At 40.1% G+C, this 17,152-nt stretch carries 10 protein-coding genes and 1 pseudogene; 5 read left to right on the forward strand and 6 right to left on the reverse strand.

What is annotated here, in order from left to right; genetic code table 11:
* Positions 1-927, forward strand: a 927-nt coding sequence (locus NG821_RS09270; protein WP_252761384.1) for a transposase, incomplete at its 5' end; no start/stop codon positions are given.
* Positions 928-1,634: 707 nt separating this feature from the next.
* Here the strand turns inward: NG821_RS09270 and NG821_RS09275 are convergent.
* From NG821_RS09275 to NG821_RS09295, 5 genes and pseudogenes are all read right to left on the reverse strand, one after another.
* A pseudogene (locus tag NG821_RS09275) lies at positions 1,635-1,841 on the reverse strand (type II toxin-antitoxin system YafQ family toxin); the annotation flags it as partial.
* A 68-nt stretch (positions 1,842-1,909) separates the two neighbouring features.
* The gene (locus NG821_RS09280) at positions 1,910-2,164 is read right to left on the reverse strand and encodes a toxin-antitoxin system protein (RefSeq protein WP_252761385.1); all 255 of its coding nucleotides are present in this window, start codon (positions 2,162-2,164) and stop codon (positions 1,910-1,912) included.
* A 773-nt stretch (positions 2,165-2,937) separates the two neighbouring features.
* Positions 2,938-3,426 (reverse strand): hypothetical protein, encoded by a 489-nt coding sequence (locus NG821_RS09285; protein WP_252761386.1) that lies wholly within the window; start codon positions 3,424-3,426, stop codon positions 2,938-2,940.
* Positions 3,427-3,965: 539 nt separating this feature from the next.
* Positions 3,966-4,931, reverse strand: a complete 966-nt coding sequence (locus tag NG821_RS09290) for a hypothetical protein (RefSeq protein WP_252761387.1) — start codon at positions 4,929-4,931, stop codon at positions 3,966-3,968.
* A gap of 620 nt (positions 4,932-5,551) precedes the next feature.
* Positions 5,552-6,496: a tyrosine-type recombinase/integrase gene (locus NG821_RS09295; protein ID WP_252761388.1), complete on the reverse strand. Its 945-nt coding sequence runs from the start codon at positions 6,494-6,496 to the stop codon at positions 5,552-5,554.
* A gap of 555 nt (positions 6,497-7,051) precedes the next feature.
* On the opposite strand from NG821_RS09295, the gene NG821_RS09300 reads away from it, so the two are divergent.
* Both NG821_RS09300 and NG821_RS09305 read left to right on the forward strand, forming a co-directional pair.
* Entirely contained in the window at positions 7,052-7,645 is a 594-nt protein-coding gene (locus NG821_RS09300; RefSeq protein WP_252761389.1) for an AbiJ-NTD4 domain-containing protein, read from the forward strand.
* Between the two features lie 446 nt (positions 7,646-8,091).
* Entirely contained in the window at positions 8,092-9,078 is a 987-nt protein-coding gene (locus NG821_RS09305; protein ID WP_252761390.1) for a TlpA disulfide reductase family protein, read from the forward strand.
* A gap of 44 nt (positions 9,079-9,122) precedes the next feature.
* On the opposite strand, the gene NG821_RS09310 is transcribed toward NG821_RS09305, so the two are convergent.
* Positions 9,123-10,376, reverse strand: a complete 1,254-nt coding sequence (locus tag NG821_RS09310) for an oligogalacturonate lyase family protein (RefSeq protein ID WP_252761391.1) — start codon at positions 10,374-10,376, stop codon at positions 9,123-9,125.
* Positions 10,377-10,875: 499 nt separating this feature from the next.
* On the opposite strand from NG821_RS09310, the gene NG821_RS09315 reads away from it, so the two are divergent.
* Together NG821_RS09315 and NG821_RS09320 are read left to right on the forward strand one after the other, a co-directional pair.
* Positions 10,876-13,764: a DUF4450 domain-containing protein gene (locus NG821_RS09315; RefSeq protein ID WP_252761392.1), complete on the forward strand. Its 2,889-nt coding sequence runs from the start codon at positions 10,876-10,878 to the stop codon at positions 13,762-13,764.
* Between the two features lie 206 nt (positions 13,765-13,970).
* Positions 13,971-17,150, forward strand: a complete 3,180-nt coding sequence (locus NG821_RS09320; RefSeq protein WP_252761393.1) for a SusC/RagA family TonB-linked outer membrane protein — start codon at positions 13,971-13,973, stop codon at positions 17,148-17,150.
* The last annotated feature ends 2 nt before the right edge of the window (positions 17,151-17,152 follow it).

Raw genomic sequence — 17,152 nt, forward strand, 5'->3', positions numbered from 1 at the left:
ATAGACTTTTCCCTTCATCGTGAGAAAGGCAGGAAAGGTGACTATGGCCTGAAGGCGTCAGACCGCAGGAAACAGTTCTGCAAATGCAGGGACAAGGATGCTCCTGACTGCAGGCGGCTGCAGGAGAATGATATGGAAAAGCCGTCTGTTGCAATAGAAATGCTCCGCCGTGCATGGAAGTATGGATACCGTGCCAGGTATGTCCTGTGTGACAGCTGGTTCACTTCCGAGAAACTCATTGCTGCAGTTAGAAGTATAGGCAATGGCGCGATGCATCTGGCAGGTCTGGCCAGGATGGGGAATACGAAGTATCAGGTAATGGGCAGGCGTCATAATGCATTAGAGCTGGTTGCACTCTATGAACGCAGTGAGTTCTTCCATGAATGCAGGAAATACAAGTGCCATTATATTTCATTAAAAGGTAAGATAGGAAAACAGTCCGTAAGGATCTTTCTTGTAAAATACGGCAGGAATACCACATGGAATATTCTCCTGACGACTGATCTGAATTCGAGTTTTGTCCAGACCTTTGAAATCTATCAGATCAGATGGAACATCGAAATTGTCAACAAGGAGTGCAAGCAATATCTCGGACTGGGCGGCTATCAGGGACGTGACTTTGACGGTCAGATTGCTGACTGTACATTATGTTTCATGACATATACCGTAATGACTCTCAAGAAGCGGTTTTCAGATTATGAGACACTTGGGGAACTATTCTCCGCAGAAAGGGATGGACTGATGGCGCTGACGCTATGGAAGAGGATACTGGCCTGCCTTGAAAGATTTCTTCAGGCTCTGGCCGATGTCATGGGACTTGATGCCGACAGACTTATCGAAGGCATGATGGAGGATAAAGAGCTGGCACAAGAGTATAAAGTCATGGCGGATGCTATCGAAAAGTACCGAAAGCAGAAAGCGGCTTAGGCGTTAAATCCTTTTAAGTAAGTGTTTAATGTTCTTATATACAGCATGTTACATGATAAAATATTCTTGTGATAGTCCATTGATAGGGACACTTGCAAAAGTGGGAAACTTCAGTTGGTTATTCTGGGCTAAAAGTGTACATACTGAACAGAACATCATTATCAATACCGTTCCCAATCTTTTTTTCCTCATTGAAAGCTTCTTTTGTGTAGAATGCAAAAGTATTTAAAAAAAAGCAGGGAGACAATACCGATTGATAGGTAAAATTATTGTCTGTTTTCACAACAAAACAACTTTTTGATACCTTAAAATAGTGAAAAATAGTATGCACAGTCTTAACAATGTCATCTATATCTTTCTGTTTAGTATTGGGAATGGTATTTGTCTTGAATTTCTTGAGGCTGATTCAATATGGGAATTATCCGTGTTTTTCGGTCGGTTTTTCACAGTAGAAATCTAAATAGAATTTTCGCAGTATGATTTAAAAAGTCATTAAAGAGACGGCAGAATATTATTCTTACTCCTGAGTTTGAAAGTTACCTTTCGGTCCGTTATTGAGGTGCAGAAAGGTTATCTTATCCTGATTCTTTTGAAACTGTTGATGACGACGCAAGCTTATTTGAGATGACATGTCAACAAAAAAACGGAAGAACCAGAATTGGTATAAAAATATGTGGCGCAGAAAGTAGGCTATTTTTAAATTGGGCTCAACCATAAAGTTCGGAATGAGATCCGATTCTAATCAAATCGATGATATCTCCTTCAACCCATATCAGCAAGTAATCGTCAGTCTGGTTACTAATATGGCACTCCATACAGTTCTTATAATTTCCTTTGAGTGGATGGGGCTTGTGTTCTTTCGGTATAGGTATCTCGTTGATAAGCATATCGACTATTTTCTTGAAGGCCTTAACCTTATCAGGATAGCGCCGATACTACTTGAAGTCTTTCTTGAATTGACCTGAAGGATGTATCTTCTTCATTACTTCATCAGTTCATTCACGAGTGAATCCACACTGTCGTAAGTGTCTTTTTTATTTTTATCTTCAGATAAAACTTCGGAAATGGCTGTCTTTGTCGTTTCATTCGGCTCATCAGAATAGGTGTCCTTGATAAGCAGACTTTCCACATAGTTGTTTAAAGTCCTATTGGCCATGGCAGCCTTCTTTTTTAGAATGTCAAGGACATCAGTTCTCAACCTGAAAGAAGTTGGTTTTCTTATTGCTTTCGTATCCATAGTCGTATCACATTAGATGTTATTTGTATGGCAAAATTAATACTAATATTTGAACCTCGCAACAGTTTTTAGGGTATTTCCCCTAAAAAAAATTATATGATACTGATATGACGGATAAATTACAGCACCAGTCTTTCTAATATATTCCAGACGTTTAGGGGATGTCTTATTCGGGAGAGAGCGATCTTATAGTGGGTTGATATGTTATTAATATCTGTGGATTAATTTCTAAAGAAGCCTCTACAAACAAGGCAAAGTGGTAGTAACAGAACGATTTCCATTTCGTATTTCATAGAGAATCGTGTATGAAACCTCTGTTAGATCAGAGTAACTCTTCCGACTGATCCGCGGCTTTCATCATTAGGCACATTCTCCTAGCGTGCGTCAACGGAATATCCGTCGGATCATAGACTCGCGGCTTTGTAATTTACTACAAGATTCGTTATAGAGCCGAATTCTTTCTGCATACCTTCAACTTTTTCTATATGAGTACAACTATTCAACATATATCCTATATCTGCAGAGAGAAATAGAGGAGAACAATAAAATTCTGTCAGTTCCACTATTGAGAGACAAATGGATTAATTCATCCTGATTTTCTCTCTTCAATTTCTTTGAGGATGCTTAAGCCCCAATCCTCAATATACTTCGTGAATTCACCTTTAATAATAGATTTAGCCGTTTTCTCATCATAGATTTGAAATTTATCAGCGTAGCACCTCCCGTATGGATTTTAATTCTTCCATTCTAGAGCCAGTTTGCTATAAAATTAGTTATGATTTTTCTGGGATCATTGCTCCTATCCACCCATCAATGATGATCTTCATAACCTGTGCTGTAGATTCAATCAACAAGTCACAAGCCTCTTGCTGGCGAGGATTATCTGACCACTCTGGATCGTCAACCCACCCTTTGCGGACTATATGAATTTGCGCATCTTGTTTTTGGGCAAATTCTTTGATTACATCTATCATTTTTCCTTTTGAGCGAGTAGCACATATTGCAATATGCCAACTGCAACTCTTGAAATAATCAATATTTTTATTTAAAATATCTTCAGTATCTCCACCTGTGCATATTGCTATTCTAAATTTTTTATAGTCAATGACAATCCTTTTATCCTCGCAGTCTTTTTGGCAGCAATTATTAACAACCTTTTTGTCTTGAAAGTTTGCTTCTTGTAATTTGTCAATAAGTTTTAACAGGGTCTGTGTTTTACCGCTATTGGCTGTTCCTTTAAGTAGGATTACATGTTTTGTCATAATTTGATGGTTTAAAATGATTATTATTAATGTTGGTATTTGATGCTTATCAAGTTCCTTGGAATCCTCGTAATGATTTTGATTTAAATTTCACTATTAAGAGTACAAATATACCCTTTTTCAAGGATGTGAGCAAATCTTTGTACCATTTAAAAAAACAGCAATTAATATTTCGGATACTTGTTGGTAAACTTATATTCTGAACTTGATGATTCTCTGTTTTTGAATTTTGCCCTTAACGGTCACATCTAAGATCTATTCGTAGGTATGTCCTTTACTTTCTCCAGATTCTCTAGGATTGAATTCTGCTAAGTGTCGGTAGACTTAGTCTTTAAATTCTTTGTATAAAATTATTTTGTTCTATTAAGATAAATACCACTGGTATTCTATAATATCACGATATTCGTCAGCAGGTATTTCTTGTCTAGTATGTTCCAGAAACTTTGTATTCCGTTGTCGTAAATGAAAAGAGGATGTGATATCACATCCTCTTTTCTGTAATTTCATATCCGAATGGATTTGAATTTTGTCCTAAGGACTTAGTATACATTCAAATCATTTGAGTTGGTTTGTGTGAAAACATTTTCTGCAACTGTTAAGCTAACACCTCCTTTTACAGATTTAACAGTATACTGGTATATTTGATCTGCGGTAATAGGATTATTCAATGGCCATATTGTACTTGCACCTTCACCCATGTTGGTTGTATTTAATTTAATGGTAGAATTTGAAGTTGGACTTGTACTTGTACTTAGATCAGCACGGATGTACATATAATACCAAAGTGATTGGTTCCATGAGTCAAGACTATAAGCCGTTATATATGGAAGACCCGTACTTGGTGTTATCAGATTATATGTAACTCCTGTTACGAAGTCATTATTTGAAACACAAACGGCAGCATAATTATTCTTCAAATTTACTGAAATTTTTTGATCAGCTGCCCCAGAACTTAAATCTGCATTAGATACCCCAAATAAGTATAATGTACTAGAACTTTCTGGAAGATTCTTTTCAAGGTCGGTTACAGAGCTTTCTGTTCCTCCTACCTCAGGAGCATCTGTGTCATAATTTGTCACATAAACCTTATAAGGTAATGCAGGAACAGATATTTTTGTAGCTGTATTTTCTTTAATACCTGTAATCTTGCGAACAATTTGTCCTGCTTTGTAATCTCCCTGAGCTTCCGTTGCTACAAAATAAGCCGTGTAAGTAGTCTTTGAGAGATCAGCTGCGAAATTAGTTGAAGGCGTTTCTGTATTAGTTTCGTCCGCTCTTGTTCTTGCAGCTCTCGTCAGTGAGGTGTTATTAGAATTTACTGTAGATTTACCCATATTAGAACTTGATCCAGATACTTCAATTCCTGAGTTGATGTTCAGGCTTACAGTTACACTGTCAATTTTGGATTTTGAAATCGAGGTTTCGGTCAAGTCTGAATCCTGTGAGCAAGAGCCCATTACTACAATTGCAGCTAAAGCCGCAATGCTATAAATAAACTTTTTCATTTTTTGGTTATTATACTTTTATTGGTTTTAATTGTTCCTCTTGAACATAATTTACAACGAATTGAAAGTCTGTTGCCGGCTTATAAAGTTTACGCACCTTTGGGAGAAATAAATCTATTCTACCCTTTCGAGTGTGAGTGTCTTGAACAATCGTTTAGCATTTCTTTTTTCATGGCTTCCCGTTATCCTGTGACGGTATGCCGCCCATTTCAATTCCTTTTCTTTCCGGAGTAGATTTGGTTATGGTTCTAGTGTTTATGAAAATAACATCTTTGCCTTTTCATTAAAAATTCTATAATTTCTTTCCTTTCACACGAAGTCCCGAAATAGTTACTTCTTAAGTAATATTTGAATTTCGAGTGCAAAGATAAACTTTATTATTGAAAGTATTTCAATATTCACATACTTTAACCTAAAAATATACATAGAGTTTACAAGGGGCGGGGAGATGACTGTTCTCCATCCCTAAAATATTAATGTATAATCATTTCACGATTACGCATTAATAAGGCTATCATGTATTAGATACGGTCGTTTTAAGAAAAATTCAGTGGTTATTGGACCTTACCACTAATTTATATCAGTTACTTAAGAAGTAACTAAATTTTTGTAATAATCCTTTATCTCTCACATTCTGCATATTTATATACGCGTTGGTTCACTTTCGCCAGTTCGTTGTCATCAAAAGCTGCAAGGTAAATCTGTGTGGTCTTGATGGACTTATGTCCCAGCAGTTCGCTGATCATCTCTATGGGGGCTCCTGTATATTTAGCAGCTGTGGCCCACGAATGTCTTAACGTATAAGAAGTGATGTGTTTTCGGATCTTTAATCTTTTGCTAAGTCTCTTCAGTTGGGCATTGAACTTGCACAATGCTTTCTGATATTCAATATATCCTTTCAAACTCCGGAAACTGTGGTCACAATGGAACAGATGGAATAGTGTAGGGGATTTCTCTCCGGTTTTGCCTTTTTCTGCCAACTTTTTCTTGAGATAATGAATCGTTTCAATTGTCTGCGGAAGAAGTCGTACCCTTACTGTTGTCCCTGTTTTCATCCTGCGGTATTCGAGAGTGTCTCCCTCTATATCAGATTTTTGGATATGGGTGAGGTCTACAAATGGCATTCCACATAATTGGTAAGAAAGGCGTGCTGCAAGTTGGGTCTTGCGGAGGGTTTCAGACCCCGGATCCTTATATAATAAGGTGTGGATGTCGTTCCTGTTCAAAGATTTCTTATGTCTGATGTCCACACCAGTATAGACATTATGAAAGAGCCGACGCTTATAGGGTGCGAGTCCATGGTCGATCCCTTTGTTATAGATACTCCGGAGCATCCGGAGATAGGTGGATATCGTGTTGGGGAGTTTGCCTTGATCTTCAAGCCATTGCTCATAGGCTTTAAGGCAATCTCGGGTGAGATCCAGAAAACTGACGGAGGCTTTCTTGAGGAAAAGGGAGAATGAGTGCAAGGCACATTTATAGAGGTGGGCAGTGGAAAAACGTCCGTTCTTCTCAAAACGTTCGATGCACTGGAATGTGAATAATGTAAATGTAATAGATTTCATACGGATAATATTAAAAGGTTTTGTAAGATTGCAAAATTAATGCATTATCTTGTAATCTGTTTCTGGAGAGCCTTGAAGTCGTCGAGATTTAGCAATATTAAAGTTTCCGCTTCTGTTTTTTCCAATCTTACACCAGTCTGTCCTGGCAAAGTGATGCGATGAAATGAAACGATGCGGAATATGGATTCTAATCAGGCGAATGAATAACTCGGACTTCTCAGATGTTTTTGTAGCAAGATATAAGGTTGAGTATGTCTCCTGATTTGAAAATCAACTGCCAATTTTTTAATGAACGCTTTACCATATTTTACCTTTAAGATTCAGTGTCTTTTATTCCTGAAAAATGACAACAATAGCACTGATATCCTTTTGAATTTAAGCTGTTGCAATAACTATAATATCGTATTATATATGTCAGAAAAAATGAAATTAATTAAGCTTGCTTTACACCTTTTCGTTAAACTATGTGAGATAGTTGAGAAGTGCACTTTTTTGTTTTATCTTTGTGCTGCGAAATAAATGTTTTTACTCAATAAAATTTTAACCCAATCAACTATGTCTGGATTTTCTGAGCGATATGGTTATATAAAACCATCGGAGACTATTGTCCGGGAGCGGATAACACCGGAAATTCAAAATGCAATTTGTTCCTGTTTTGACAGACTTGAGGAATCAATCGGTTTCCATGATTACTTGTCTTTGCAAAAATATCTTTGGACGGAATTCTTGAACCAACGTGAGAGGACTTTTCAAAGTTCTTCTGATGTCATTGGAAACTTCATGCAGGATGACCAGCAACTTTGGTACAAGAAACTGGACATGATTGAGGCGGCCATCGTTTTCCTGACAATCCATCTGAATTCGTTTGTGAAGGGTTTCGTCGAAGATCTGAATCGGGAGTTCGTGCGGCTTCATTTTGCTTATCAGGTTACTGAAGGTAAGATTGCAGAACTTTCAACCTCTAATGAGTTGCAAGTGATAAATGACTCAATGAATATGGCTTCCGAAGAAGTGATGAAGCAAGTGGAACTGAATATCGGCTCAGGTAGAAAGGGGCAAGCTGACCGGAAAGTTATTCATAATCTAAAACTGCTGAAGAAGTTTGCCTTGAAATGTTGTATTTCCGTTGAGAAGAAACTCTCTCTGTAGTATGGTCTTATGGAGAAATAAAGGACTGTAAGTCTTTTCAACGGAAAACTTTATAAGTCGCCTGTTAATGGCTGCAAGTAATACCTTAATATTTAAGGACGTGAAAGAGTCACTATCTACCAACAGTAATTTTGATGATCAGTCAAGGTAGTATACCGTGTAAATAGGATTTGATATTTCTATGTGACAGTAATCTTGTAAGATTACGCATTTCTTGTTTTAAATGATCCAAGCTATTGTTTCTTAGAATAGTGTGATAGATTAATGCCTTATTTTATTATTGTCAAGTGTTACAGATCAGTTGATTTTATATTTTTACTTAAAAGTCTTTTAGAGATTATCTCTATTCCTTTCAACTAATGATAATGTCCCAAAATGGTTTGACGTGAAAGACAAGAAAAGATAATAAAAACGGGTTTTCAGCGTTTTAATAAAAAATGAAGACAATGAAACATTTGATGATTCTGATTTTATCGGTAGTGGGATTATTGTTACCGGCATCTGCCTTTGCAGATACCTATCATATAGATGGGCAGTTGGCTGATAAGGCCTCTCATAAAATCTATTTGAGCCGGTATACTGACAAGGCATTTGTCATCCAAGATTCCGCTATTGTGAAAGACGGCAGTTTTTCGTTCAGCGGTACGCTGTCTACACCGTTGTTATATGGCTTAAGTACGGAGCGGAACAGCAGTTCTCCTCAGACCTTCTTCCTGGAAAACAGTCCGGTCAAAGTCTCTTTGGACGAGCAGAACGCGACTATCAGGGTGAGTGGCTCCCAAACTGACAGTCTGTATAGAAAGGAACTGCCGGACGTAGAGAAGAAAGGTTATCGCCTTGACAGTTTGATAGCTGTTCATCCCAAGTCTGTAGTGCCGGCATATTTCCTGATTCATAATTTTGCTTGGAGCCTTGACCTGCATCAGTTGCAAGTTCTCCGTTCCGCATTCTCCTCTGAGTTGGATCGTACTTTATACCTGAAGCAGATAGATACACTGATTATTTCTCTGAAGAAAGTTGATATCGGACAGAGAGCACCGGATTTCACGCTTAGGGACGTACAAAACAGAAAGGTGAGCCTCAGCGATTTCCGTGGGAAATATGTATTGGTCGAATTTTGGGCTTCTTGGTGTGGAGATTGCCGGAGGGAGATGCCAATCATCAAGACTATCCATGCAAAGTATAAAGATCTAGCTATTTTAGGAGTTTCTTTCGACCGGAACAGACCCTCATGGCTGAATGCCATACGGCAATATCAACTGGGCTGGACTCAGGTGTCCGATCTAAAGGGATGGGGGAGTCGTTTGACTTCTCTCTATGCAGTCCGTTGGATTCCTACTGCCTATTTGATTAGCCCGGAAGGAAAGATTCTCTATAAAGCTCTTACCATGTCCGGGCTTGATCAAGTCTTAGAATCTTATCTCAAACCATAAATCCAGAGCAGTGAAGTCTGAAATATTATAGGAGCAAGATTCCTTTAAAGTTCTACGGCATATACATCAGTATGTCCCTCGAAATTGGCGCGGAAAATCACCCAGCGGTCGTCAGGTGAGACATGCACATTTGGTTCCAGTTTGTAGTCATGATGTTTCATGTTGACCAAACGCTCGATTTTAAAGTGGTCCCCATCATAAGTGAATTTATCAATCCACTGGTCTTCCGGTGAATGGGCTACGGAAGTTGGAGAGCCACCGTCACCTACAAGAAACCGCTCGTCCCATGATGTGTTATAGTGTACTGACCATGCAGAACGTGGAAGTTCCGTATCCTGTTCTGTTCCGTTCTTGATATCCACTTTTCCTACATAAAATCTTACACCGCGGGGTTTCTGCAAGTCAAAGTAAATATGCTTGCCATCAGCACCGAACCATTCATGTCCTGCAATCTCACGATACATGGTGCGTTTATGTATCAGTTTTGGGGCTTTGTGGTCCTTCACGTTTATGGTCCAGATACGATCTACATCCTGCCAGGGTCCTTCGTGGCAGAACATGAGAAGGTTGGAATCCGTTGGAGAAAACTGCAGATGGTTGAGCCATGCATGGTCACTGAAAATAGTATCCATGACCCCTGTCTTTGTGTTGAGGATAAATAAAGTTCTCTTTAGTTTTGCTTTATAGATAGCATCAAAACTTTTCTTGCCGGGATTTTCCATGGCGATATCCATTTCTTGTGGATCATCTAACTTTCCGGCAAGGAGGGTGCCATTGCAGTTTACACAGTTGATAGCTCCTTTTATGGGTAATACGCTTATGATGCGACGCTGGCAGTTGTCTGTATTTACGGAAAAGACTGTGTCTGCTCTTTGGAAAAACAATTCATGGGTAGCCGGACAGACTATTTCTGTGTTGACAGCATGTGGCTCATTCGTGAGTTGTCTGATTTTTAATGTATTCAGATCTACGGTAAACATTTGGCGCCAAGGACCCTTTCTGCTATCATCCCACCAGTTCCAGGCTACTTTTTTGCTTTTGCTTCCTCCGAAGACCATTTCGTTGCCAATGAATGGATTGTTGTTGAAATAGAAACTCTTGTTACTTCCAGCCCTTCGTGTCAAGCGAATGATTCGATGTCCTGTATCTTTGTCTATCCATTCGTCAGGCATCTTTTGTCCGCCCGTTTCCATAACCGGTAATTGGGCCTTTGGTTTCGGGTTCCCCATTTTCAGTGGGGTGGCAGACCATGAAACTGATGCTATCATGGTAGCGATTGCACATAATAAGATTCTCATTGTTTTAGTAATTGTTTTATAGGAGTTTTTGTTGCTTGCAAATATCGAATTTTTTTCTGAGAAAAACAAATATAATATTGGAAAACAGTAGAAGTTGAACACTAGAATATAGGTCGTATCGATATAAAAAAGCTCTGTTTTAGAATGTTATCAGATAGAATATTCTGGAAAATATACTTCCACCTCTTTTATATAAAATAGTGTACTAACATTGATTTTTGATTTTCTACTTGGTTTTTTGATAAAAATAGAAAAAAGTTGTAAAAAGTGAGTACAAGCATTCTTTTTAGTACTACCTTTGTGGTACAAACTATCTTAAATAAACTATTTGTATTCCTGCTATATCAGGAAAAACACCTGAAGATTAATTTACTACTAAACGAAGAAATTATTTGTTTTTATGATGAATATTAACAAGATTATTTCAAATAACAAAGTACAAGAATTAGAAAACATACACATACCAAAATGGGTATTCCTTTTTGTTGTTATTGTGTTGATGACCTTTCTTGATTTGCAGGCCTCGGAGCGTCCGCATACTTATTTTCCGGACGGAAGGGATATTGTCTGTGTCAATGGACATCATCGCTATACAAGAGCACTTTATGGCACCCATACTCTTTTTCGGCTTGAGACCAGCGACCGCCCCGTATTTGCTACATTTGATAAAAGTGAGAGCAGGAATATCCGTTTTATCCTCACTATTGGTGGTAAAGGCTATGCCCTGGATAGTACCTCTTACTGCGAGTCCCGTTATCAGGGAGGAAAGAGGGAATATCTTTTGAAGGATCCTCATTGGGGGAAAGGCATTTTGCACGTTACGGCATGGGCTTCTTTCTCAGAGGAAGGTGCTGTATGGGAGTTTTCCGGCGAGAATTTTTCATCACCTTTTTTTCTTACTGTAAGAATTTGTGCAGTAAGGAATTCGAAGATGAAGCAAAATGGAGAACTTGGTATTGAACCTAGAAGCAGTTTTGAAGCTTCTGTACCTGAGCAGAACCTTTCTGTGAAGAATTGGAATGGAGAGGGAACCACAGTCCTGCGTTTTGATAGTCCTGATCGGTTAACTGTTTTACGAGGACAAGAAGGTCAGAAATTGATTCTTAAAGAGGAAGAAGCTCGAAAGCAACTTGTTAATCGTGTGGAAATCAATACTCCCGATCCTTATCTGAACACACTTGGCGCTAATCTGGTAGCAGCGGCAGATGGCCTTTGGGACGGGCATACATGGCTTCATGGATGCATTGGCTGGCGTACTCCATACGCAGGTTGGAGAGCAGGGTATCTGGGTGATGTCCTGGGATGGAACGATAGGGCTGTAACACATTTCAATGCATACGCTAACAGTATGCTGACAGCAGTACCTCCTGTTTATCCTCAGCCTCAGCAGGATTCAGCCAAAAATTTGGCACGAGGAACAATGAAATGGGGTACACCTATATATAGTAATGGTTATATCTGTAAATTGCCTGACCGAAAAGATGTCATCTCTCATTATGATATGAATCTGAATTATGTTGATGAACTCCTTTGGCATTTTTGTTACGATGCCGATACTACTTATATGCGTAGGATGTGGCCGGTATTGAAGTCCCATCTGGCTTGGGAGAAACGTAATTTTGATCCGGATAATGATCACCTTTATGATGCTTACTGTTGTATCTGGGCCAGTGACGCCTTATATTATAGTGGTGGTGCGGTAACCCATTCTTCAGCTTATAATTATCGTGGGAACCTTCTGGCAGCACGTATCGCAGAAATGATCGGGGAGGATCCTACTCCTTATCGTCAAGAGGCGGAAGCGATCAGAAAGGCAATGGATGCTCATTTGTGGTTAAATGATGAAGGACATTGGGCTGAATATCGCGATCTTATGGGTTTGAAGAGATTGCACAGAGATGCTGCTTTATGGAGTATTTATACTCCGATAGACTGTGGAGTATGTACACCGCAACAGGCGTATCGTTCCACGCTCTATGTGGATAGTTGTATCCCTCATTTTACAGTTGCTGACAGTTGCCAGACTGTATCCACCTCTGATTGGATGCCATACGAATGGAGTATCAACAATGTCGCTCATGAAGAGGTGATGAACATGGCTCTGGCTTATTTTGAAGCCGGACGTTGCAATGCCGGTTATCGTCTTTTTAAAGCAGATGTTCTGGATGGAATGTATCTGGGTCAGTGTCCGGGTAATTTTGGCCAGATCAGTTATTATGATCGGGCAAGAGGTGAGGCTTACCGTGATTTCGGTGATGATGTGGGAATCTCAGCGCGAGCACTGGTTAATGGGCTCTTTGGTATCCGACCGGACGCTTTATATAGTCGTTGCATCATCCAGCCTTCTTTTCCGGATCAGTGGGACAGTGCAAGTATCCGTACACCTTATCTTTCGTATTCTTTCCATCGGGTGGAAGGGAAAGCTGTCTATGAGATACATCAGCATTTCTCTCAGCCTCTTCAGTTGGTTCTGCGTATTTCTTTGGGTGAAGGTAGATTCAAGGATATCATTGGGGATAGCAGGGACAACCAGACCTTTGTCGTCGGGCCATTCTCCCGGACTGTCACGAATCGGAAAATGTATGGCTCTTCTTGCAAAAGAGTAAATACCGATAATCCTGTTTATCTCAACCAGATGGGACTTTCCGGGCCCATTCAAGGACAGGTGAAATATCATCTTGTCGACCTTTTCGGGAGTTATAATGCTAATGTGGATGATATCTTCAAACAGAAATACCTTTCTCCTCGTCCTCCTTATACGACCTTGGAAATACCGGTTCAGGGTATTGGCGACTGGTGTACACCTGATCGGATGGCTGATATAGAAGATTCCGGACTCCGGTCAACGATCCGGAAAGGAATATTCGATACAGGTAAGGGTATCCGGTTCCGCTTACCGCAGAAGGGGTATAATATCGTATATACATCACTTTGGGATAATTATCCGGATAGCATAGTAGTGAAAGTTTCCGGGAAAGCAAAGGCTGCCTGGTTGATGATGGCAGGTTCTACTAATCCGATGCAGAGCAGAATAGATAATGGTTTGGTTATTGCTACCTATCGTGATGGTAGTACGGATACTTTGCATCTTGAGAATCCGGTCAACTGGTGTCCGATAGAAGCGGATTATCGTGATGATGGCTCTGCCTTTCATTCAGCAAAGCTCCGGCCTTACAGGATTCACCTTGGATCCGGCTTTACTTCTCGTGATATGTCGTCAAAACTGATCTTGCATCCTGTGAAGGATTATTATCGCACGATTCGCGATGGAGCTGCAGAAATGTTGAGGATGCCTCTCAATCCTCGAAAACACTTGAAATCCATAACTCTTCGCACGCTTTCCAATGATGTGGTTATCGGCCTGATGGGAATCACTTTGGAAGAATGAGAATGCTGTTTGAATCCTAATCAAAACTTATCTTAAATGTGTTATGGGGTTATGTCTGAAATGGTGAAAGATGTACAATGAGTATCTTTTGATATTACTAATATATATCTAGTGTAACGGTTTAAAATATTAATTTAATGCCAAAAATTATGAATGAAGTAACTAAGAGGCCTCTTTTAACCTTGTTTTTGTGTCTTTTATGCACTATGAGTTTTGCGCAGAAGACCATACATGGAAAGGTCGTTGATGGTAGTGGTGAGGCAATTATCGGTGCTAGCGTTGTTAATAGTACAGGCGGTGGTACCGTTACAGACTTGGATGGTAATTTTACAGTTACTGCCAATACTGGCAATTCGTTGAAAATTTCTTATGTTGGTTTTGTAACCCAATTGATCAAAGTGGGCAATCAAGATAATCTGAAGATTACATTAAAAGAAGATAACCAATCTCTTAATGAGGTCGTGGTTATTGGCTATGGTTCTGTAAAAAGGCGTGACCTGACCTCAGCCGTTGCGAAAATGGATGATAAGGCTATAGCAGACCGCCCGCTTGCCCGTGCAGAGCAAGCCCTGCAAGGGCAGTTGGCGGGTGTACAAGTACGTACCGTCTCAGGTGAACCCGGTTCAGACGTGCAGATTAGAGTTCGTGGTGCAGCTTCTGTGAATGCGAGTTCGGATCCTTTGTATGTCGTAGACGGTGTGCCTATGACCACTATCAATAGTTTAAATCCTGCGGATATCCAAAGTATTGAGGTGTTGAAGGATGCTGCTTCTGCTGCCATCTATGGTAGCCGGGGATCTAACGGTGTTGTTATCGTAACAACTAAGCGTGGTAAGAACGGGAAACCTACTGTGACCTTTAATGGAAGTGTCGGTTTCCAGACTCCGGAGAAAAAACTCGATTTGATGTCGGGCAAGGAATGGATGGAATTCCGTACCAAATGGAATGATGCTAATTATCTTTCCCGCTGCCAGACATTGGGAGTGACAGGAGCAAGTATTAAGGATGATAGTGCTACTCGCCTTGCTAATATTAGGATAGCTTCGGGGTCGAAGGATTCTTACTTATACACAAACGATGACCGTTGGTTCCAGTATCTCAGTAAGGATATGCAGGATTCACATACTTATAATTCGAATGTCGGGACTTTGGACTTACTGAATTGGCAGGACAAGTGTTTTCGTTCTGCTAGTGTACAGGATTACAACATAGGTGTTTCCGGAGGGACCGATAATGTAAATTATTTGGTGTCCGGTGGATATATGAAGCAGGATGGTATTGTTGTGGGGACAGATTATCAGCGTTTTACCTTTCGGGCGAATATCGATGCAAAGATCAATAAATATGTATCTGTCGGTGCAAATCTTGCCCCTACTTATATTACGAATGACGGGTCTGGAAATGCTAATGGTAAGGATTCAGAATTGCATCATATCCTTGCTTCCACTCCCGTATCTGAACCGGGTGTCGGATATATGGCTAATGTTGAGCCGAATCAAAAATATAATTGGGCCGGGACAACTTCCAGTCCTTGGTATATTCTGAATACGAATATAAATAAACATAAAAATGCGCGGTTGATTGGCAATGCTTATCTTCGCTTTACCCCTATGGACGGACTGAGGTTTGAATTTTCCGGTGCAGTCAATTATTATGATACTGATATAAGTACTTATAATTTTACCAGTACGAGTTCAAATTGGGCAGGCGGTGAAGGTTCTCAATCAAGTGGAAGTCATGTCACCGGGCGTTATTTGAATACATTGCTGCAGGCTCTAGCTAATTATGACCATACTTTTGGTAAGCATGGTGTCAGTCTTATGGCAGGTACTTCAAAGGAAGGGTCTAATACTGGTTTTGAAACTAATCAGACTTTTAATAAACCATTTCCTAATGATGCTGTCACAGGTTCTTTTGATGGCTCGAAAGTCGCTGTGGGCAAGGATTTAGTGACAGAACTGACTCCGAAGAATCTGGTTTCCGTATTCGGCCGTGCTCAGTATAATTATGATGAGCGTTACATCGTTTTGGCTTCTCTGAGATGGGACGGCTGCTCTGTGTTTGGAGGTAATAACAAATGGGGATGTTTCCCCGCATTTTCCGGTGGATGGGTCGTTTCAGAAGAAAAGTTCTGGAAAAAACTGGATATGCCATGGTGGAGTTCATTCAAACTTCGTGCTAGTTATGGCGTAACCGGTAACAATGAAATATCAAATACAGCAGCCTATGCTACTTTGACCGGTTCTCTATACGGAGGGGCTTCTGGTTATAATGCCAACAGTCTGGGCAATAGCGATCTGAGTTGGGAAAAAACTCACAGTACGGATCTTGCTGCTGATTTTTCCTTTTTCAATAATACGATACAATTATCGGTCGACTATTATACCAAAACAACCAAAGATTTGCTTTATCAAGTGCCGGTAGCCGGTGCTTCCGGTTTTACTACAACCTGGGATAATATTGGTGAAATTGATAATAAAGGTATTGATATTGAACTTACTACCCATAATCTAAGAGGTGCATTCAAGTGGGATACCTCTTTTAATATGTCATACAATCACAATGAAGTAGGGTCTCTTGGAGTAGATAATACACCGATTTATTCTGGCTTTAATGGAGCCGGTGATGGTTCTAATGCTTCTAATATCCTGGCGGTCGGCCATCCTGTAAATGCCTTTTATATGTATAAAGCCATTGGTGTCTGGAAGACACAGGCTGAGATTGATGACTATGCCAGACAGTGTGGTGTAAGTAAATTGATATTTCAGGGGACACAGACCATTAAACCTGGTGATATCAGATATCTGGATGCCAATCATGATGGTAATTATACCCTGGCAGATGATAGGGTTTACCTTGGACAGCCTACCCCGAAAATCACTTACGGCTTGACGAACTCTTTCCAGTGGAAGGGCTTTGATGCCCAACTCTTGATTACGGCACAGACGGGAGGAAAGATTCTGGGTACAATCGGCCGGGCCATTGACCGTCCTTCTATGGGCGCCCTGAGCAATATGTTCTCATGGTGGAAGAATGCATGGTGGAGTGAATCGGATCAGGGCAATGGTAAGACTCCTTATATATTGAGTACGACTACCGGTGGTACGGTAGATTCTCGTTGGCTTTATAGTAGTGATTATCTGAGCGTGAAGAATCTGACATTGGGATATACTGTTCCCTTGAAATCAAAGTGGATATCTAATCTTCGTTTCTATGCTTCATTTGAGAATCTGCTGCGCTTTGACCATTATAAAGAAGGCTATTCTCCTGAAGCTGCCAATGCTTCTAAATCTAGTGCCCCGGGTGGAGCAACTGCTACAGGCCTGGACTATGGTGGTTATCCTACAGCTCGTATGTATACATTTGGTATTAACCTAACTTTCTAAAA

The sequence above is a fragment of the Segatella cerevisiae genome (genome assembly GCF_024054555.1).
GTDB lineage: Bacteria > Bacteroidota > Bacteroidia > Bacteroidales > Bacteroidaceae > Prevotella > Prevotella cerevisiae.

Coding starts and splice junctions, on each gene's coding strand:
- NG821_RS09280 (WP_252761385.1), bottom strand. CDS start 2,164: ATGGATACGAAAGCAATAAGAAAACCAACTTCTTTCAGGTTGAGAACT.
- NG821_RS09320 (WP_252761393.1), top strand. CDS start 13,971: ATGAGTTTTGCGCAGAAGACCATACATGGAAAGGTCGTTGATGGTAGT.
- NG821_RS09295 (WP_252761388.1), bottom strand. CDS start 6,496: ATGAAATCTATTACATTTACATTATTCACATTCCAGTGCATCGAACGT.
- NG821_RS09285 (WP_252761386.1), bottom strand. CDS start 3,426: ATGACAAAACATGTAATCCTACTTAAAGGAACAGCCAATAGCGGTAAA.
- NG821_RS09315 (WP_252761392.1), top strand. CDS start 10,876: ATGACCTTTCTTGATTTGCAGGCCTCGGAGCGTCCGCATACTTATTTT.
- NG821_RS09300 (WP_252761389.1), top strand. CDS start 7,052: ATGTCTGGATTTTCTGAGCGATATGGTTATATAAAACCATCGGAGACT.
- NG821_RS09310 (WP_252761391.1), bottom strand. CDS start 10,376: ATGAGAATCTTATTATGTGCAATCGCTACCATGATAGCATCAGTTTCA.
- NG821_RS09290 (WP_252761387.1), bottom strand. CDS start 4,931: ATGAAAAAGTTTATTTATAGCATTGCGGCTTTAGCTGCAATTGTAGTA.
- NG821_RS09305 (WP_252761390.1), top strand. CDS start 8,092: ATGAAACATTTGATGATTCTGATTTTATCGGTAGTGGGATTATTGTTA.